Source organism: Mucilaginibacter sp., from assembly GCF_028288185.1.
Taxonomy (GTDB): Bacteria; Bacteroidota; Bacteroidia; order Sphingobacteriales; family Sphingobacteriaceae; genus Mucilaginibacter.
In genome coordinates, this window is the sequence record NZ_JAQBOF010000025.1 from 104,401 (window position 1) to 122,079 (window position 17,679).

Consider the following 17,679-nt stretch of genomic DNA (forward strand, 5'->3'; position numbering starts at 1 on the left):
AAATGTATTTAGTATTATCAATCATTGTTATTATAGTATGTGTGCTTTTAGGCATTATTGTATTGATACAAAATCCTAAAGGTGGTGGTTTATCGTCAAATTTTTCAAGCTCATCACAATTAATGGGTGTACAAAAAACCGGTGATTTTTTAGAAAAAGGTACCTGGATATTAGCTATAACCCTAATGGTTTTGGCACTGGCAATTAACGTGGTAACAAAAGGCGGATCAGCTAAAACTGATTCACAGTATAATGACCAGTTAGAAAAATCATTAAAAGCTCCGGTAGCTGCACCAAGTTCGCCTACTACACAACCGTTGCAATTGCCGGCAAAAAAATAAGCCGTTTTAAAAACATAATAAAAAGGCTTTGGGGTTTTATCTTCAAAGCCTTTTTGTATTAGTACTGTCATCATGGCATTGATAAATCAGAATAAAATAAACCAATAAATAACTGGGTTACGTAAATCTGACAATACAACAGTATATGTGTCAAATTACAGGCTTGGCATAGTTGATGTGCAAAAGCAAACGAAGTATAAACTTATATATAACTAAAAAAATAATATTAGTATGTCATTAAACATTAAACCTATCGGAGACAGGGTAGTAGTAGAAGCTGCTCCGGCCGAAACCAAAACCGCTTCAGGCATTTATATCCCTGAAACTGCGCAGGAAAAACCACAACACGGTAAAGTTGTAGCTGTAGGCCCAGGCCGTTATGCTGATTCAACCGGTAACTTAATACCATTGTCAGTAAAAGCTGGTGATAAAGTTCTTTACGGAAAATTTGCAGGTCAGGAAGTTACTTTAGAAGGTAAAGATTACCTGATAATGAGAGAGTCTGATATTTATATAGTACTATAATTAATTATTGATTATTGAGGGAGTGAATTATTGAATTTGCCCCCCTGTTAATAAAATCATTAATTCAATAAATCATTAATTTAAAAATTAAACACATGTCAAAACAAGTTAAATATAATGTTGAAGCAAGAGACGCCCTTAAAAGAGGCGTTGATATTTTAGCTAACGCGGTTAAGGTAACATTAGGCCCAAAAGGCCGTCACGTAATTATTGATAAAAAATTCGGCTCACCTGTGATTACTAAGGATGGTGTTACTGTAGCTAAAGAAATTGAATTAAAAGACCCTATCGAAAACATGGGTGCCCAAATGTTGAAAGAAGTTGCATCAAAAACTGCTGATATTGCAGGTGATGGTACTACTACTGCAACTGTATTGGCGCAAGCAATTGTTACTGCAGGTATTAAAAACGTAGCTGCCGGCGCAAACCCAATGGATTTAAAACGCGGTATTGATAAAGCGGTTAAAGTTGTTGTTGAAAACTTAAAAGCACAAAAACAAGATGTTGGTGATGATTTCAGCAAGATCAAACAAGTAGCTTCTATATCAGCTAACAATGATGATGTAATTGGCGAAATGATTGCTGATGCGATGCAAAAAGTTGGTACAGGTGGTGTAATTACTGTTGAAGAAGCAAAAGGTACCGAAACCGAAGTTAAAACTGTAGAAGGTATGCAGTTTGACCGTGGTTACCTGTCAGCTTACTTTGTTACCAATACTGATAAAATGGAAGCAGAATTAGAAAACCCTTACATTTTGATCTACGACAAAAAGATCTCTTCAATGAAAGAAATTCTGCCGATCCTTGAAAAACAAGTTCAAACCGGCAAACCATTATTAATTATTGCTGAAGATTTAGATGGCGAAGCATTATCAACTTTAGTAGTAAACAAAATACGTGGCTCACTAAAAGTTGCTGCTGTTAAAGCACCAGGTTTTGGCGATCGTCGTAAAGCTATTTTAGAAGACATTGCTACCCTAACCGGCGGTACTGTAATTTCTGAAGAAAAAGGTATTAAATTAGAATCAGCCGAGTTAAGCGACTTAGGTCAGGCAGAAAAAATCATAATCGATAAAGACAACACAACTATTATTGATGGTGCAGGTAGTGTAGACGCTATCCAGGCTCGTGTTAGCGAAATACGCGCTTCTATGGAAGCAACTACATCTGATTACGATAAAGAAAAATTACAAGAGCGTTTAGCTAAATTATCAGGTGGTGTTGCTGTATTATACATTGGTGCAGCATCAGAAGTTGAAATGAAAGAAAAGAAAGATCGTGTTGACGATGCTTTACATGCAACCCGTGCGGCTGTTGAAGAAGGTATTGTTGCAGGTGGTGGTGTTGCTTTCATCCGCGCGGTTGGTGCTTTAGCCGACCTTAAAGGTGAAAACGAAGACGAAAATACCGGTATCCAGATCATCCGTCGCGCTATTGAAGAGCCATTACGTCAAATCTGCGAAAACGCGGGTATTGAAGGTTCTATCATCGTACAAAAAGTAAAAGAAGGCAAAGGCGACTTTGGTTACAATGCACGTACCGACAAGTTTGAAAACTTAATTGGTGCCGGTGTAATTGACCCAACTAAGGTAAGCCGTGTAGCTTTAGAGAATGCAGCATCAATTGCAGCTATGTTGTTAACAACAGAATGCGTATTGGCTGACGATCCTGAAGAAGCACAAGCCGGCGGTCACCAACAAATGGGTGGCGGCGGTATGGGCGGCATGATGTAATCTACCCCCTTTCCAAATAACAAAACCCCTGTATGCTTTTGCATACAGGGGTTTTGTTATTCTAGACCATTGCAAAGTCATTGTAACGTAAATGGATGGTCATTTATTAATCATTTGATTAATAACGTAATATTAGCGCTACAATTAAGCTTAATTTTGTACTCAACGTCTGATAGTTAATAATCAGGCACAACAATTGAATATACTATCACATGAAACACCTAACACACACTACCCAACAAATACGCTCAACATTGGTTGATTGGATGCTTTTTAAAGTTCCCGAGTTGTTTGTAACTATATACGGACGCTAAAAATTTGTAACTTCGTGCTTCATTATGAAGTTACACGATTTATACATAGAAGCCTACCAATGGCTGATCATAAACGGACTTAAACTAATAATTGGCGTTGCCGTATTATTAATAGGTTTAAAAATCATCAAATTTTTAAGTACTACCATCCGCAACCGGATGAGTAAAAGAGAGGTCCACTCATCATTACAACCATTCTTTCTTAGCCTTGCCATAACAGCGTTATACACGTTGCTGATTATTTTGGTAATGACTATCGTCGGCATCCCCTTCAGTTCTTTTGCAACGATATTAGGTGGTTTTACAGTAGCTGTAGGTTTAGCCCTATCCGGGACCTTCCAGAATTTTGCCGGCGGAGTATTGATTTTATTGCTAAAACCATTCGGGCTTGAGGACAGCATTTTTGCCCAGGGGCAGGAAGGTAAGGTAATATCCATACAAATATTTTACACAGTGCTTTTGTCCCCAGATAATAAAACTATCATCATCCCCAACGGAAAACTGTTTAACGAAGTAATAGTTAACGTTACCCGCGAGGGTAAGCGCCGCCTTGATTTTGAAGTTAAGCTGGGTTATTATGTAGATGTTGATCAGGCAAAAAAAATAATGATGGATGCTATCAATTCTGTTCCGGGTGTTTTAAAAACGCCGGCAATAAGAGTGGGTATTATAGCGTTTGAAGTTGAGCACATACGTTATACCATAAACGTATGGGTAAACCCTGCAGATTTTTTAAATGTTAAAATTGCCTTACAGGAAAAGATTATTAAAGATCTTAAAGCCGGTGGTATTAGGCTATTGGGTACCTGATAAACCATAACCATGCAACGCGAGCAACTTTCTGTATTTGATATGTTTAAGATAGGCATAGGCCCGTCAAGCTCACATACGCTTGGGCCGTGGCGTGCCGCCCAGCAATTTGTGCAGGTACTTGAACAGGCCGAAGCATTGCCTTTAGTTACAGAAGTAAAAATATTATTATATGGATCGCTGGCTAAAACCGGCCGGGGACACGGTACGGATATAGCTATATTGCTTGGCCTAAGTGGCGATGACCCGGTAACATTCGCGGTTGATGAGGTTACGCCTAAGATAGATCAGATAAAAGCCACCCATAAATTAGTTTTGGGCGGCAAGCACGAAATAAACTTTATGATGGATGACGATCTGTTATTTCTGTTTAACGAAAGCTTGCCTTATCACCCTAATGCGGTAACATTCCAGGCATTTTTAAGTACAGGGAAGGCTATGTCCGAAACCTATTATTCAATAGGTGGTGGTTTTGTAGTTAAAGAAGGCGAGCAAAGCCAGGGCAAAACCGAAGTTGACCTGCCTTTCCCGATTGATACAGCCGGAGACTTATTGCATTGGTGTATTAAAACCGGCCTAAAAATATCAGAAGTAGTAACCGAGAATGAGCTGGCCTGGCGTAGCGAGCAGGAAACCAAAACAGGCGTATTAAATATTTTTAACGCGATGGCAGAATGTATGTATCGCGGCAGCCATACTAAAGGCAAACTACCCGGTGGGTTAAATGTAGAACGCCGTGCCGCAAACCTTAATAAAAGATTAATTGGTAACAACGCCTACACTAATTTTAATGAATGGGTTACAGCCATAAGGCAAACCGGCGGCGGCTTTCAGAATATATTAGACTGGGTAAGCTGTTTCGCGCTGGCAGTTAATGAAGAAAATGCTTCATTTGGCCGCGTAGTAACCGCACCTACCAATGGCGCGGCAGGTGTTATACCGGCGGTATTGCAATATTATCTGGTTTTTTGTGATGAATATAGTGACAAGCGGATTATCCAATTTCTATTAACCGCATCAGAGATTGGTTGCATCTTTAAAAAAGGAGCCACCATATCAGCAGCTATGGGCGGTTGCCAGGCAGAGATAGGTGTATCATCAGCAATGGCGGCAGCGGCGCTTACAGAGTGTTTAGGAGGCTCACAGCGCCAGGTAATGATGGCTGCAGAGATTGCTATGGAACATCACCTGGGTCTAACCTGCGACCCGATAGGCGGCCTGGTGCAGGTGCCTTGTATCGAGCGCAATACTATGGGAGCTATCAAAGCCATTACAGCCTCACAATTAGCCTTGCAAACCAATCCGGACAACGCTAAAGTAAGCTTGGATGCCGTAGTTAAAACCATGTGGGAAACTGCCCAGGATATGAATTCTAAGTACAAAGAAACTGCCGATGGTGGACTAGCCATCAATATCCCGCTAAGTTTGCCGGAGTGTTAATATTGGTGTACAAAGATTTATGAAGTTTTAAAACTTCGTAAACCTGCTTCGTTTTGCCTCACTTACTTCTTAAACAACCTCGAATCAAACGAAAAAGTATCAATGCTTTTTATCTTCACTTTATTAAAATCAGTGTGCCTGGGATTGATCAGATAATTATGATCGCCGGTAACTGTTGCTGACGGAACCTGCAATATTAAATGCTTGTTGCTTCTTATAAAATTATCGCCTATGGTTTGCGTTGCTTTTACAAACGGGTTGCTGTTCCAGTTTTTGGGGAGGGTCTTTGTATCAAGTTTCAGTATGTCATCATCGGGCACTTCAACGCTGGCCAGGAAATAATTTGCAGGGATAATACCAACCGGCACGTGTACCGCGATTTCAACTACGGCTAAAGCGCGCGATGCGGCAGTATATAAAACGGGGATGCCTTTGCTGTTCCACCGGCCGCCGGTTTTTTCGGCGCCATAGCCCGATATATCATTAATAAATGCCTGCCTGCTAAGCCGGAAAACGATCATGCCAATACGCCAAATTCAATGCGTCCTAACTCATCATAAATAGCCTCAATACCGAAACCTGTATCTAAAAGATCTTTAGGCTTAACGCTGCCCAATGGGATACTGATGGTATCCATCCAGGTGTAAAAGTTATCGGCTACGCCAAAAACAACAATACCTTTTTTGTATAAAAGCTCAATTTCTAATATCCTTTCAGAGTAAAGCGGATCAAAAGATTTGTTCTCTTTTTTATAACGTTGTATGGTGCGCTCAGAAAGATGCAGGTATGACGACCACTCTTCCAGGCCAAAATGTATTTGGTTTGATAAATTGTTAAAATAAGGAAATGGCACCCCCTCCCTAACCATATTAGTCAGATCAAAGGAATCCTCTTCAGGATGTTTATATAATTTTTCTTTACTCATCCCAGTATCATTGACATCTGTCATCAAATTTACGACACTTGTCTTAGATAAACAAATCTTTTTGAAATTATTTTATTTAACTAATTGATTTTTAACCATGAGGGTTACATGGTTAATCTTTTTAGGGTACTATCTCCATATCAAATAATACGGAAATATAGTGTTGTAGGATGGTTTGAACCCGTTTAATATCAACCTCGGTACCTAGCTCTTGCTGCATAGACGTTACCGCCTTATCATCAATACCGCAGGGGATTATATTTTTAAAATACGATAGATCGTTATTTACATTAAACGCCAGGCCATGCATGGTAACCCATCGGCTGCAGCGCACACCCATAGCGCTTATTTTGCGGGCACGCTCGTTATCGGCATCCAGCCAAACACCGGTATAGCCGGGGTAGCGTGATGCTTTAATACCGTAGTCCGCCAAGGTAAGTATTACAGCCTCTTCGAGCGTGCGTAGGTATAAGTGTATATCGGTAAAAAAATTATCAAGGTCAAGTATCGGGTACGCTACAATTTGTCCGGGGCCGTGGTAAGTAATGTCACCACCACGGTTAATGTGGTAGTAGGTGGCGTCATTGTCTTGCAGTCCTTTTTCATCTAGGAGTAAGTGCTCCGGCTTGCCGCTATTGCCTAAAGTATAAACGTGCAGGTGTTCACAAAAAACAAGATAGTTAGGTGTTAAAGTATCATCAGGTTGGTTATCGCCATCAGCCGTTGCTAATTGTCGGTTACGTATCTCCATTTTTATGGCGATAGTATCATTAAACAGCACTTCCTGTTTTGCCCAGGCCTCTTTGTAATCAATTAATCCCCAATCCTGTACTGTTACCTTTTTGTTCTTCATCTCTATCCCTTTACGTAACCTATCATGTAGTCTTCGTACTGCAAATATCCTACGGTATAATCAATTTTGGTATCGCCTTTCGTTAAAATGGCATTAACCTGACCCTGTTCTGTAAACTCAAACGGATTTATTAAAATATCATCCATAAATGACACCTCTTTTTGCCCATTGCATTTATATACAGCCTCTTTAGCACACCAGCAGACATATAGTTGTGGTACCCTGTTTTCAGTGCCAATAAAAGCCAATTCTTTAGGTAATAAAAACCGGGCAGCAATACGCTCTACCTTTTCTTTTACCTGCTCAATATCGATACCTACCGGGCTTTTTTTACTGATCATCACCGCCGCATAATCAAACGAATGGCTTAACGAGATGTGATAAGGCAGTGATACCAAATAAGGTTTGCCATGCTCATCAACCTGGCAGTCAATATATTCATCGGTAAGCAGCATTTTACGTAAAAGCACACGTGTGCCCAGCCAATGCAGATGGCGCTTACCGTTGCTTATATTTTCAACAAAAGCCTTTTCATCATTATTTAGCTGTAGCTGATTATACAGATCTTCGGCCTGCTCTTCAATTTTCCAGAGCGCAAATTCTGTATCATCATCAACCCGTTGCCTGTAAGCTATAGCCATAAAAGTAAATTGCAAATACTACGACAAACTTATAGCAAATAATTCTATTTTTAGCCAAATTCCCTAACGTAGTTGTATGATACTGTCTGATAAGCGCATTCTTGAAGAAATTGAAAAAGGCCACATCATTATTGAGCCGTTTAAACGTGAATGTTTAGGTACAAACTCGTACGATGTACATTTAGGAAAACACCTTGCTACATACCGGGATAGGGTGTTGGATGCTAAGCTGCATAATGAGATTGATAGCTTTGAAATACCTAAGGACGGATTTGTTTTACAACCCAACACACTTTATTTAGGCGTAACGGTTGAGTATACCGAAACCCATAAACATGTTCCGTTTTTAGAAGGTAAATCAAGCACTGGCCGGTTAGGTATTGATATACACGCTACAGCAGGTAAAGGTGATGTTGGCTTTTGTAACACCTGGACATTAGAAATATCATGCGCCCAACCCGTAAAAATCTATTCCGGTATGCCCATTGGCCAGTTAATATATTTTGCTGTCGAGGGTGATATTGAAACCCTTTACAATACTAAAAGCAATGCTAAATACAATAACAAAACCACACGACCAGTTGAAAGCATGATGTGGAAGAATAAGTTTTAACCACTCTTCTGCCTCCAAAAAAGCTTATTACTCTTTCGCTAAAGTAAATTTGCCCCAAAAGTCTATTGGGTCGCCAGTTGCTTTAACGTGTTCTGCTGATGTATGGCTTCGTCCGCCGCCACCAGCCATACCACCACCGCCTCTGCGTCCGCCGCCACCGCCACCACCGCCGCGCCCGCCACGGCCACCGCCTGCGTTCGTATTCAGGTTTCCATCCTGGTCGTCAGCTTGTTTTTTTATGGTTGATTGGTCGCCGTTTATTTTAATATTAAAGGCCCATTCATTTTTTTTCAATTCATCGGCATGGAAAAGTTTTAGCGGGATAACCTCTTCATAAACCAGAAACCCATGTATGTCATAATCAATACTAACCCTAAAGCCATACGTGTTTTCCAACGTAAATATATCACTCTCCACATCTTTAAATCCATCCGCTTTAATCCTTTTTAATTTGGTTAAGTTGGCTTCTGCCTTTTTTTCCTGAGCGGTATAATTATCGGCAAAACTTACACTTTCCTGTTCGGCAAACGGAAAAGTGACACTATAGGTTGGCTTTTTATGACCTTTAGGGTCAATGCTTAAAGTAACCCCTGCTGATAATATGCGAAACTGCTGTATAGGATCAATGGTTTTTAAAACCAGGTACATATTGTCCTTGTCATTTGCTAATGTGTAATTAATTTTCGTTTCGTTATTATAATAACTAAGGCTGTCTCCCCATTCTGTCAGGCTGCCGTCAATAGTAACATGCGTGGGTGCTGGCTTTAGATTTATGGTTTGTGCACAGCAAACATTAATCCCAAGTAGTTGAACAATAAAAGCGGCAAAACAATAAGAATAGTTTTTTTTCATGATAGGTATTATATGGATAATAAAACTAAACAACATTTTGATTTATTTATTATTGTTTTTGAGTAAATTTGTTGACATACATGTCGACTACAGAAACACAGGAAAAGACCTTCACGCTTGAAGAGCTACTGGCGGGATTTAAAGAACTGCATCGCCTTATTTTATGGAATGATGATCATAACACCTTCGATCATGTTATCCATTGCATGATAAAATATCTGGACTATACCGAAAGCCAGGCCGAGCGCATAGCCTGGAAAGTACATAACGAAGGTAAGTGCGCTATACTGGAAGGGTCATTTACCGAAGTTGAAGTTTACCGCAAAATTTTACAGCAGGAGGGGTTGACGGTTAGTGTGGATTGAGTTGTTAAAGATTAGTGATTGAAGATTGGCTCTAAAGATTAATTGAAGATTATGCTGGTCAATTAAATACGAAAAGCCTCCTGATATATCGGAAGGCTTTTTCTTTTATAGACGAGCGATAGGCCCAATCTTTAATCTTCAATAACTAATCTTTATCACACAAAATAATTCCATCCATGTACATCCGGGCCGTTTCCATAACGGATAGCGTCTAACGTTTTTAATGCTTTTTTTGAGAATTCTCTTTCTTTCGGGTCTATCAGCGTGTACTCTTCGCCATTAAGGCTTATAGAGCCAACCGGTGCTATAGTGGCGGCGGTGCCTGCTCCAAACGCATCGGTTAGTTTGCCGTTTTTGGCGCCTTCAATAATCTCGGCAACAGAAACTTTGCGTTCCTCAACCGGGAAACCAAAATCGTTAGCTAATGCAATAACGGTATCGCGGGTTACGCCATCTAATATCGTATCCTGCGCTAATGGGGTTATTAACTTGCCATCCAATACAAACATGGCATTGGCAGCGCCCATTTCTTCAATATATTTATGTTCTTTGGCATCAGTCCAAATCAGTTGGTCAAAACCTTCTTCGGTAGCTTTTTTAGCAGGATACATAGAACCGCCGTAATTGCCTGATGATTTGGCAAAGCCCATGCCACCCTCGGCAGACCGGGTATAATGTGTTTCGATCTTTACTCTTAGCGGCTTGGTAAAATAAGGCCCAACCGGGCAAAGTAAAACCATGTATTTATAAGTATTTGAAGGTGCAACCCCCAAAAACTGATCGGTAGCAAACATAAACGGCCTTATGTATAAGGAGTGGCCGGGCGCGGCAGGTATCCAGTCGCGGTCAATATCTACAATGGCGGCAAGGCTTTGCAAAAATACATCCTCTGGTATGGTCGGCATGCATAAACGCTCGGCAGATTTATTAAAACGTTTCGCGTTCTTATCCGGGCGAAATATAGATACTTTACCATCAGCATGTTTGTAGGCTTTTATCCCCTCAAAAAATGACTGGCCATAATGTAAAGATGAAATACCAGGGCTGACCGTAATTTCGCCATAAGGAACAATTTCAAAATTTTTCCATTCGCCATCAGCATAATCTGCAACCAGCATGTGGTCAGAAAATGTGCGGCCGAAAACCAGGTTACTAAAATCGGTCTCGGCTAAACGCGATTTGCTTGTTTTGGTGATTTTGATATCCAGCGTGTCAGTCATTGCTTTGCGTATTTGTAATTCAGGAAGTGCAATTTACCTAATTTACAGCGTGTTTAGCAACAGAAATTTGATTTTATTATGCATGCAGAATAAAATTCTGTCAGTTTGGTTTTCAAAATAATCAAACTAATAATTTGGTTTGTTTAGCGGATTTATATTTTAACGCAGGCAATTAAGTTGTTAGCAATAAATTGCTACATCATCGCAATACACTCCACCGATACCAATATCCCACCGGGAAAAGGCATTACCTGCGGCGCGCTGCGTGCCGGTGGGTTCTCGGGAAAAAACTCGGTGTAAATTTTATTAATAGCCGTAAAGCTATGGTCCTCTCCGCTTACCATCCATACGGTAACTTTTGCTATTTTATTTAAGGCGCTGCCCGCTTCTTCCAGAATAGTTTGAATGTTTTTAAAGGCCTGCCTTATTTGTTCTTCAAAGCCGCCCTCGATAAGTTTGCCTGTTAATGGGTCGACACCAGTTGTACCCGAAACATAAATAACATTGCCGGCAATGGAAGCCTGCGGGATAACCGTATTACTACGTGGTACTTTGGTTGTATTGAAATTTTTAGGTTGCATTGTTAATAAGTGTTGGTTATTGGATGGTGCAATATATAACTATGGTAATAAATGGTTATGCCGTATTTATCAGACCAATATTTTGCGTATAACTGCTCCCAACCGGCAAAACAGATCCATTTACATTGAGCTGATGCCTTTCAATTTTATCAATTTTGTTTATAGAGGCAATAAACGAGCGGTGTATGCGGATAAATTTATTAGCCGGCAGCATGGCCTCTACTTCGGTTATTGTCATACGGGATAGAATAGTTTTATCCGCCAAAACAAAATTAACATAGTTGCCCGTTGCTTCAAGGTAGCAAATATCATTAAAACTAATCCTTACCTGTTCATACCCGGTTTTTAGGAAAATATGGTCGGTATTATTGTCCGTCTTGTTTCTTAGCGTGTAAATTTCATTGGCTTTATTGCAAGCTTTAATAAATCGCGGCAGCGAGAATGGCTTTAACAAATAATTAATCGCATCCAATTCAAAGCTCTCAACTGCATGTTCAGAATAAGCGGTAGTGAAGATCACCAATGGCTTTTTGCTGATACATTTTAACAGATCGATGCCGCTTATGTCGGGCATTTTAATATCCAGGAATAGCAGGTCAACCGATTGTGTTTGCAGGTACTCCATCGCCTTAAAGGCATCGGTAAATATGGCCTTTAAATCAATAAACGATACTTTAGAGGCATGCGATTGCACAACTTCTAAAGCAGGTGGCTCGTCATCAATCGCTATAGCGGTAAGCATAATAGTTATTTGCCTTTTAAGTTTTTTACTTTTTTTCGGATATCGGCATTGTAAGCACTTGCCGGAAATTTTTGGTTAAATAATTTGGCTATAGCATCTAATTTTACCCTATTATTATCATAAAATGAACGGGCAATTTGCTGGTAAATAAACTGCTCTGCAACCGGCACGGGTAAATATTTGATCGCGCTTAAACAGCGTATATATGACACGCCATACCTGGTAATAATGGCATTGGCGCTATCTAAACTAAATCCAAAGTAGGGTATGGGTTTATTGCCTTTAATATGTTGAACTTTTGCTTGTGCAAGTACCCGGTTTTCCTGATAATCTAAATAATTAGCAACGAACTTATAATATTGCGGGCCCGCCGGAAACACATCAGGCTTTGGGTTGCTTTTGTCAAACACATCGTTAATCATTTTGTCAATGGCGGTTTTGCTTTCGGCGCTAACATCGGTAAGCTCATAAAGCAAGTTATAGTCGGCATATTTTACCTCGGAGGCTATTAATTTTTTATCATTTGGGCTAATGGCCGACTGGTTTACCAGTGCAATTTTTTTATCGCGGGTAGCAAAAAATGGTTTAACTACCCGGGCGTTTAATGCCGCGTAATTAAGCCTGGTATATACATCGGTGTTTTGTAAAAAGAAGGGATATTCTTCAATGTTTATAGCGTCAAGCAAGTTGTTTTCGGCTAATGCGGTTCCGCCTATAAACTTTATCTTTTTATCAATTCCGTCTAACTCTACCGTTAATTTTTTATTGCTGCTTAAAAGCAGTAAATGCGGATTTTGCTGAAAGAAAAGTGTGCCGAATTTTTGTTTGGTAATAGGCAGCGTAATACTAAATGACCCATTTTTAGCAACCGGGATATTTATGGAATTTTCCGGGTAAAAGTCAAACACCTGCGGAATGTTAATTTGCAAAGGCTCTTTGCCCGAGTAATGATTGATTTTGCCGCTTAACTTAAACTGCGCGAAAATTGACGTACTGCAAAACAACAGCAATAGGGTGAAGTATTTTTTCATATAGAAGATAAGGTGTGAGTTGTTATTAAAAATTATCCCAATATAGCCAATAGCTCATTCAGCTCATCCACCTTCTCTGCCGAGCCCAGGTGTTCATACGAACTGATGAGGTTACGCAACACGCGTTTAATAATATCGGTGTTCGAGCAGGGTTCGTAAAATTGCTTATCAAAGCTTAGGTTAAGTTGCTTTAAAAACATATCCACATCGCGGCGGCCAAAAATAAATCCTTTGTTAAAGGCATTAATGTAAAATAGAATGCCGCTTTCAAATTCACTCTCTTTGCTCTCGTCCAGATAAGCCAGTATAAAATGCTGCGGCAGGTTTACACCATGTACCGGTATATCCAGCTTTTGCGCTATGATTGAATAGATGATAGCCAGTAAGATCTGGTTGCCTTTTTTAGTTTCGATAACTTGGCTCAGGTAGCTGTTTTGCGGGTCCTGGTGGTTACTTGTGTTGCCGCTAAAACCATACATGTGATAAAATACATGGTTGATGAGCTTCACCTGCTCAACCGGGCTGGCCTCGTTCATCATTTGTATCCACACATCGCGCTTAATAGCTTCAATATGGTTGATGATCTTTTGCTCGTCAAGGTCAGGATATTGGTAGCGATTGATAATCAGGATGCCTTGCAGCAGATCAAACGCGCCACTCTGGAACCATAACTTCAGATCGTTTTTTACAATGCCGAACTGTATCTCATGCACTAAATTGGCAATACGGTCCTGCTGTATGGCATCAAAAGCCTGTTCAAAGGCTGATTCCAGATATTCAATAGCTTCGCTGCCGTATGACAACAATTTACCGTGAACATGGTTATATATCTCCGGATCGGGGTCGTCCAGCAGGCGTATTAACGAATTTACTTCTGTTAGATTTATCATTTACGTTCCGCTAAAATACAAACGTTTATATAATTTTACAACCATGTTTAATTTAAGGTTCGCTAAAGACTACCTGCTGCACCGCCTAAAAGCCAAAACCCGCCACGGGTTACACTCTCCATTTGTGTACAGGCTGGTTGATACAGTTATTTACGATTATCGGGCTAAAAAAGTATATGCCGAGATTGAAAATATACGCGAAGCTTTATTAAATGACGACCGGGTGATCATCGTAAATGATCCTGGAGCCGGGTCGCGTGTGATTAATGACCGCCAGAGAAAGATAAGTGCCATTGCCAAAAATGTGCTGGAACCACCCAAATTTGCGCAATTGCTTTATCGCCTCGCTGCAGATATGCAGCCTGATAACATTATTGAGTTAGGCACTTGCTTAGGTATTACCACGCTTTACCTGCAAAAGGCCGCGCCCGAGGCTAGAGTTTATACGCTTGAAGGCAGCCCTGAAATTGCCGCCATAGCAAAAAGAGATTTTGCTGAAGCAGGGCTAACAAACATTAATCTTATACTTGACAATTTCGATAACGCCCTGCCCGAAGTAATTAATGAGTTAAAGAAAATTGACTTTGTTTTTGTTGACGGCAATCACCAAAAAGAGGCTACCCTAAAATATTTTGAATGGTGCTTACCCAAAGTACACAATGATACCCTGCTGATATTTGACGACATATACTGGAGCGAAGGCATGAAAGAAGCCTGGGCCGAAATTAAAGCACACCCGCAAGTAACCGTTACCATCAATCTGTTTTGGGTAGGGCTGGTATATTTTAGAAAAGGGCAGGTGAAGGAGAATTTCCTTATCCGGGTGTAGTGTGATGTGTAGATATGCGGATCAAAACGCTTGCCCCAACCCAATATATAATCCGCTTTCGCGTTGCTCGCCGGTTGGTTTTTGGCCTATGCCGTAGTCAATACGTATGCTAAGTCCTTTTTCAATATCAAAGAAGTAACGCAGGCCACCTCCCAGGTTAGGCTTTAACTCCGGCAGGCTAAATGACGAATGAAAAACCTCGCCGGCACCTGCAAAACCCACTATGCCAAAACGCTCACTTAAACGATATCTTAATTCGGCCTGCCCTGCAAGCAGATTACGGTCGCGGTAACGGCCCTCGTAATAGCCACGCATAATCTCATCATTACCCATCTGCGGCAGCAAATAAAATGGCGACCGGCTGCCAACCAAACTTTGCTCCTGCATGTCAAACCCTAAAACCAGTGTATTGCTAATGGATATAAACTTAGAAAATTCAACATTTAAAAATCCGCCGTTATAGCTATTATTATCCAACACGCCCTGCATTATATTAAAATAGGCGTTAACCATCATGCCTTTAGTAGTATAGGTATTGTTGTTGCGGCTATCATAAATAAAGCTTGGCCCCAGGAATAAAAAGGTGCCGCCTTTGCGATCCTCAACAACGGGGTTGTTATTAAATATGCCCGTGGGGTTGGTATTGGTAAAATCGTATTTATACCCACCGCCTACAAAGCCAAAATATACATTTTTAGCAACCAGCTTTTGGGCCTCTAATAGTAATCGATATCTTTTTTGGCCAAGCCTGTCGGCATCAATTTTATGAGTGTTATTGCCTATGCCGTAAAAATCGGTAGGGAAATCAATGCGGCCAATCCCCGCGAAATAATGATACTTGTTTTGCGGCGACCAATACGTAGTGCTAATATTTAAGCGATTTTGACCTTTGGTAGTTAACGTGGCATACGCGAAGATGTTTGACACTTTTGTTTCGTGATTAATGGTATCCGTATAAAAAGAATACAAACTCGCGCCGCCTAGCTCAACCCCGGTTTCGGGTGCTGATGATAATACCGGCAAAACAACAAAGCTGCTGCGCCTGGTGGTGTCTTTTTCAAAGTACATCTTCCTGATAAATCTGGGGATGATGCTTTGTCCAAAAGCAGGGCCAAAACTTTCAGAGATGCTTAATAAAGTAAGTAGTGCTAAAAGTTTTTTCATGTGATAATGAGCCTAAGATAATGTTTTGCGGCAGAAGTTCCAGATTAAATTTGGGTTAATTCACAGCCTTTTTAATCACACTAACGTTAAGGCGTTTGCCGGTAGTAAAATTAATCGTTTTCCGGGCATCTGCGGTAATGCCGGTAGTAGTTTTGACCATTTTTCGGGTATAAGACTTAATACCGGTAGTAATTTTTGCTATTTATCGGGCATTAGCGGTAATGCCGGTAGTAAGTATTTTAGTTAAACTATTGATAAATAGATTGTTGCAATAATTCAAAGAACTCTTTTGTTGTTTTTTGCGATTTAAAAATCGCAGTTTTTACTTGCTATCGCGAAGCGGGATATTTGATGCGGATTGATACAATATAAGAAAAATTTGGCGGATTGATGGTGACGGTGTTTGGCGCGCGGCGAGGACTCACCCCGACATCGCTACGCTTGTCGACCCCCTCTTCGCTGCGCGGAAAGAGGGTTGTTTATTTTCGCACAACAGATTTGACAACTTTTAAAATGTTGTCAAATCTTGAAACCCGAATAAAAGGCATCCCACCCTCAGCAAGGCGCAGACCGGGTGAGTCAACGGCGCGTTTGCCAAATCCACCTCACGCCACTCATTTTCAAATTTAAAACCCTGAATTGATCAAAATATCTATTTTTGCCGAATATCTATTTATTAAAAAGATGAGCACAACTAAAGGACCCGTATCTCAGTTTATTGAAAAAAACTACCTGCATTTTAATGCTGCCGCGTTAATGGATGCCGCTAAAGGCTATGAAACCCATTTGCTGGAAGGTGGTAAAATGATGGTAACCTTGGCAGGTGCCATGAGCACTGCCGAACTGGGTATATCATTGGCAGAAATGATCCGCCAGGGTAAAATTGATATAATTTCATGTACAGGCGCTAACCTGGAAGAGGATATTATGAACCTGGTAGCACATTCGCACTACAAACGTGTGCCCAACTATCGCGATTTGAGCCCACAGGATGAGTGGGATCTTTTAGAAAATCATTATAACCGTGTAACCGATACTTGCATACCAGAGGAGGAAGCTTTCCGTCGTTTACAAAAACATATCCATAAAATATGGAAAGATGCTGATGATAGCGGCGAGCGCTATTTCCCGCATGAGTATATGTACAAAATGTTGTTAAGCGGCGATTTGGAGCAGTATTATGAAATAGACCCCAAAAACTCATGGATGCTGGCCGCTGCCGAAAAGAATTTGCCAATTGTTGTACCGGGTTGGGAAGATAGCACCATGGGTAATATATTCGCATCATACGTTATAAAAGGACAGATCAAAGCTGTTACCATGAAAAGTGGTATTGAGTACATGGCCTGGCTGGCAGACTGGTACCCAAAAAACTCGGGCGGTAAAGGCGTAGGCTTTTTCCAGATAGGTGGGGGTATAGCCGGCGATTTCCCGATATGCGTGGTACCTATGCTTTACCAGGATATGGAAATGCAGGATATTCCGTTCTGGAGTTATTTTTGCCAGATATCTGACTCGACAACATCATACGGTTCTTATTCGGGCGCGGTGCCTAATGAGAAGATAACCTGGGGAAAGCTGGATGTTACAACACCTAAGTTTATTGTGGAGAGCGATGCTACCATTGTTGTACCGTTGATATTTGCCTGGCTTTTAGGGCAATAGCCCCCTCTAAATTCCCTCCGGAAGGGGAGACTTTTTAAAGCCTTTTCTATTTATTTAGAATAATTATAAATTAGTTATTACTGTCATTTATTTGTCAGCGATTATTTAATAAATTATACTTTTGTGGCTGAAAAAAATCCGAGAA

General features: G+C 40.6%; 21 protein-coding genes. 10 read left to right on the forward strand and 11 right to left on the reverse strand.

What is annotated here, in order from left to right; all coding sequences use genetic code 11:
* The first annotated feature begins 2 nt into the window (after window positions 1-2).
* The 5 genes from secG to JWQ34_RS10035 all read left to right on the forward strand — a co-directional run bounded on the left by secG (window position 3) and on the right by JWQ34_RS10035 (window position 5,163).
* Complete coding sequence (gene secG / locus JWQ34_RS10015; RefSeq protein ID WP_299357076.1) at window positions 3-341, forward strand: preprotein translocase subunit SecG; 339 nt, start codon at window positions 3-5, stop codon at window positions 339-341.
* Between the two features lie 231 nt (window positions 342-572).
* Window positions 573-866: a co-chaperone GroES gene (gene groES, locus JWQ34_RS10020; RefSeq protein ID WP_299357078.1), complete on the forward strand. Its 294-nt coding sequence runs from the start codon at window positions 573-575 to the stop codon at window positions 864-866.
* 95 nt (window positions 867-961) lie between these two features.
* Entirely contained in the window at window positions 962-2,599 is a 1,638-nt protein-coding gene (groL, locus tag JWQ34_RS10025) for a chaperonin GroEL (RefSeq protein ID WP_299357080.1), read from the forward strand.
* Between the two features lie 338 nt (window positions 2,600-2,937).
* On the forward strand, window positions 2,938-3,723 hold the full coding sequence (locus JWQ34_RS10030) for a mechanosensitive ion channel domain-containing protein (protein ID WP_299357082.1): 786 nt from the start codon (window positions 2,938-2,940) through the stop codon (window positions 3,721-3,723).
* A 12-nt stretch (window positions 3,724-3,735) separates the two neighbouring features.
* Window positions 3,736-5,163, forward strand: coding sequence for an L-serine ammonia-lyase (locus JWQ34_RS10035; protein WP_299357084.1), 1,428 nt, complete (start codon window positions 3,736-3,738; stop codon window positions 5,161-5,163).
* 62 nt (window positions 5,164-5,225) lie between these two features.
* Here JWQ34_RS10035 and JWQ34_RS10040 read toward each other — a convergent pair whose 3' ends face one another.
* The 4 genes from JWQ34_RS10040 to JWQ34_RS10055 form a co-directional block, all read right to left on the reverse strand.
* Entirely contained in the window at window positions 5,226-5,684 is a 459-nt protein-coding gene (locus tag JWQ34_RS10040) for an RES family NAD+ phosphorylase (protein ID WP_299357086.1), read from the reverse strand.
* A complete protein-coding gene (locus tag JWQ34_RS10045; protein WP_299357088.1) occupies window positions 5,681-6,088 on the reverse strand; it encodes an antitoxin Xre-like helix-turn-helix domain-containing protein in 408 nt (135 codons plus the stop codon). The genes JWQ34_RS10040 and JWQ34_RS10045 overlap by 4 nt, the downstream gene beginning before the upstream one ends.
* 121 nt (window positions 6,089-6,209) lie before the next feature.
* Window positions 6,210-6,941 carry a lipoyl(octanoyl) transferase LipB gene (gene lipB / locus JWQ34_RS10050; RefSeq protein ID WP_299357089.1) on the reverse strand — a complete coding sequence of 244 codons (732 nt, stop codon included), beginning with the start codon at window positions 6,939-6,941 and terminating at the stop codon, window positions 6,210-6,212.
* A gap of 2 nt (window positions 6,942-6,943) precedes the next feature.
* Window positions 6,944-7,582, reverse strand: coding sequence for a 4'-phosphopantetheinyl transferase superfamily protein (locus tag JWQ34_RS10055; RefSeq protein WP_299357092.1), 639 nt, complete (start codon window positions 7,580-7,582; stop codon window positions 6,944-6,946).
* Between the two features lie 76 nt (window positions 7,583-7,658).
* Here JWQ34_RS10055 and dcd point away from each other — a divergent pair, with 76 nt between their 5' ends.
* Window positions 7,659-8,195 carry a dCTP deaminase gene (gene dcd, locus JWQ34_RS10060; protein WP_299357094.1) on the forward strand — a complete coding sequence of 179 codons (537 nt, stop codon included), beginning with the start codon at window positions 7,659-7,661 and terminating at the stop codon, window positions 8,193-8,195.
* A 27-nt stretch (window positions 8,196-8,222) separates the two neighbouring features.
* Here dcd and JWQ34_RS10065 read toward each other — a convergent pair whose 3' ends face one another.
* Window positions 8,223-9,047 (reverse strand): hypothetical protein, encoded by an 825-nt coding sequence (locus JWQ34_RS10065; protein ID WP_299357097.1) that lies wholly within the window; start codon window positions 9,045-9,047, stop codon window positions 8,223-8,225.
* Window positions 9,048-9,127: 80 nt separating this feature from the next.
* On the opposite strand from JWQ34_RS10065, the gene JWQ34_RS10070 reads away from it, so the two are divergent.
* Window positions 9,128-9,412, forward strand: a complete 285-nt coding sequence (locus JWQ34_RS10070) for an ATP-dependent Clp protease adaptor ClpS (protein WP_299357099.1) — start codon at window positions 9,128-9,130, stop codon at window positions 9,410-9,412.
* A 155-nt stretch (window positions 9,413-9,567) separates the two neighbouring features.
* Here JWQ34_RS10070 and JWQ34_RS10075 read toward each other — a convergent pair whose 3' ends face one another.
* The 5 genes from JWQ34_RS10075 to JWQ34_RS10095 all read right to left on the reverse strand — a co-directional run bounded on the left by JWQ34_RS10075 (window position 9,568) and on the right by JWQ34_RS10095 (window position 13,876).
* Window positions 9,568-10,632 carry a branched-chain amino acid aminotransferase gene (locus JWQ34_RS10075; RefSeq protein ID WP_299357101.1) on the reverse strand — a complete coding sequence of 355 codons (1,065 nt, stop codon included), beginning with the start codon at window positions 10,630-10,632 and terminating at the stop codon, window positions 9,568-9,570.
* Window positions 10,633-10,826: 194 nt separating this feature from the next.
* A complete protein-coding gene (locus tag JWQ34_RS10080) occupies window positions 10,827-11,213 on the reverse strand; it encodes a RidA family protein (protein WP_299357103.1) in 387 nt (128 codons plus the stop codon).
* 55 nt (window positions 11,214-11,268) lie between these two features.
* Complete coding sequence (locus JWQ34_RS10085) at window positions 11,269-11,955, reverse strand: LytTR family DNA-binding domain-containing protein (protein WP_299357106.1); 687 nt, start codon at window positions 11,953-11,955, stop codon at window positions 11,269-11,271.
* 5 nt (window positions 11,956-11,960) lie between these two features.
* The gene (locus tag JWQ34_RS10090) at window positions 11,961-12,986 is read right to left on the reverse strand and encodes a hypothetical protein (RefSeq protein ID WP_299357109.1); all 1,026 of its coding nucleotides are present in this window, start codon (window positions 12,984-12,986) and stop codon (window positions 11,961-11,963) included.
* Between the two features lie 32 nt (window positions 12,987-13,018).
* A complete protein-coding gene (locus tag JWQ34_RS10095) occupies window positions 13,019-13,876 on the reverse strand; it encodes a transglutaminase-like domain-containing protein (protein ID WP_299357111.1) in 858 nt (285 codons plus the stop codon).
* Window positions 13,877-13,919: 43 nt separating this feature from the next.
* On the opposite strand from JWQ34_RS10095, the gene JWQ34_RS10100 reads away from it, so the two are divergent.
* A complete protein-coding gene (locus tag JWQ34_RS10100) occupies window positions 13,920-14,705 on the forward strand; it encodes an O-methyltransferase (protein ID WP_299357113.1) in 786 nt (261 codons plus the stop codon).
* A gap of 21 nt (window positions 14,706-14,726) precedes the next feature.
* On the opposite strand, the gene JWQ34_RS10105 is transcribed toward JWQ34_RS10100, so the two are convergent.
* Window positions 14,727-15,869 carry a hypothetical protein gene (locus JWQ34_RS10105; protein ID WP_299357115.1) on the reverse strand — a complete coding sequence of 381 codons (1,143 nt, stop codon included), beginning with the start codon at window positions 15,867-15,869 and terminating at the stop codon, window positions 14,727-14,729.
* A 25-nt stretch (window positions 15,870-15,894) separates the two neighbouring features.
* Here JWQ34_RS10105 and JWQ34_RS10110 point away from each other — a divergent pair, with 25 nt between their 5' ends.
* On the forward strand, window positions 15,895-16,116 hold the full coding sequence (locus JWQ34_RS10110; protein WP_299357117.1) for a hypothetical protein: 222 nt from the start codon (window positions 15,895-15,897) through the stop codon (window positions 16,114-16,116).
* Between the two features lie 437 nt (window positions 16,117-16,553).
* Complete coding sequence (locus JWQ34_RS10115; RefSeq protein WP_299357119.1) at window positions 16,554-17,534, forward strand: deoxyhypusine synthase family protein; 981 nt, start codon at window positions 16,554-16,556, stop codon at window positions 17,532-17,534.
* Window positions 17,535-17,679 lie beyond the last annotated feature (145 nt).

Coding starts and splice junctions, on each gene's coding strand:
- secG (WP_299357076.1), top strand. CDS start 3: ATGTATTTAGTATTATCAATCATTGTTATTATAGTATGTGTGCTTTTA.
- groES (WP_299357078.1), top strand. CDS start 573: ATGTCATTAAACATTAAACCTATCGGAGACAGGGTAGTAGTAGAAGCT.
- groL (WP_299357080.1), top strand. CDS start 962: ATGTCAAAACAAGTTAAATATAATGTTGAAGCAAGAGACGCCCTTAAA.
- JWQ34_RS10030 (WP_299357082.1), top strand. CDS start 2,938: ATGAAGTTACACGATTTATACATAGAAGCCTACCAATGGCTGATCATA.
- JWQ34_RS10035 (WP_299357084.1), top strand. CDS start 3,736: ATGCAACGCGAGCAACTTTCTGTATTTGATATGTTTAAGATAGGCATA.
- JWQ34_RS10040 (WP_299357086.1), bottom strand. CDS start 5,684: ATGATCGTTTTCCGGCTTAGCAGGCAGGCATTTATTAATGATATATCG.
- JWQ34_RS10045 (WP_299357088.1), bottom strand. CDS start 6,088: ATGAGTAAAGAAAAATTATATAAACATCCTGAAGAGGATTCCTTTGAT.
- lipB (WP_299357089.1), bottom strand. CDS start 6,941: ATGAAGAACAAAAAGGTAACAGTACAGGATTGGGGATTAATTGATTAC.
- JWQ34_RS10055 (WP_299357092.1), bottom strand. CDS start 7,582: ATGGCTATAGCTTACAGGCAACGGGTTGATGATGATACAGAATTTGCG.
- dcd (WP_299357094.1), top strand. CDS start 7,659: ATGATACTGTCTGATAAGCGCATTCTTGAAGAAATTGAAAAAGGCCAC.
- JWQ34_RS10065 (WP_299357097.1), bottom strand. CDS start 9,047: ATGAAAAAAAACTATTCTTATTGTTTTGCCGCTTTTATTGTTCAACTA.
- JWQ34_RS10070 (WP_299357099.1), top strand. CDS start 9,128: ATGTCGACTACAGAAACACAGGAAAAGACCTTCACGCTTGAAGAGCTA.
- JWQ34_RS10075 (WP_299357101.1), bottom strand. CDS start 10,632: ATGACTGACACGCTGGATATCAAAATCACCAAAACAAGCAAATCGCGT.
- JWQ34_RS10080 (WP_299357103.1), bottom strand. CDS start 11,213: ATGCAACCTAAAAATTTCAATACAACCAAAGTACCACGTAGTAATACG.
- JWQ34_RS10085 (WP_299357106.1), bottom strand. CDS start 11,955: ATGCTTACCGCTATAGCGATTGATGACGAGCCACCTGCTTTAGAAGTT.
- JWQ34_RS10090 (WP_299357109.1), bottom strand. CDS start 12,986: ATGAAAAAATACTTCACCCTATTGCTGTTGTTTTGCAGTACGTCAATT.
- JWQ34_RS10095 (WP_299357111.1), bottom strand. CDS start 13,876: ATGATAAATCTAACAGAAGTAAATTCGTTAATACGCCTGCTGGACGAC.
- JWQ34_RS10100 (WP_299357113.1), top strand. CDS start 13,920: ATGTTTAATTTAAGGTTCGCTAAAGACTACCTGCTGCACCGCCTAAAA.
- JWQ34_RS10105 (WP_299357115.1), bottom strand. CDS start 15,869: ATGAAAAAACTTTTAGCACTACTTACTTTATTAAGCATCTCTGAAAGT.
- JWQ34_RS10115 (WP_299357119.1), top strand. CDS start 16,554: ATGAGCACAACTAAAGGACCCGTATCTCAGTTTATTGAAAAAAACTAC.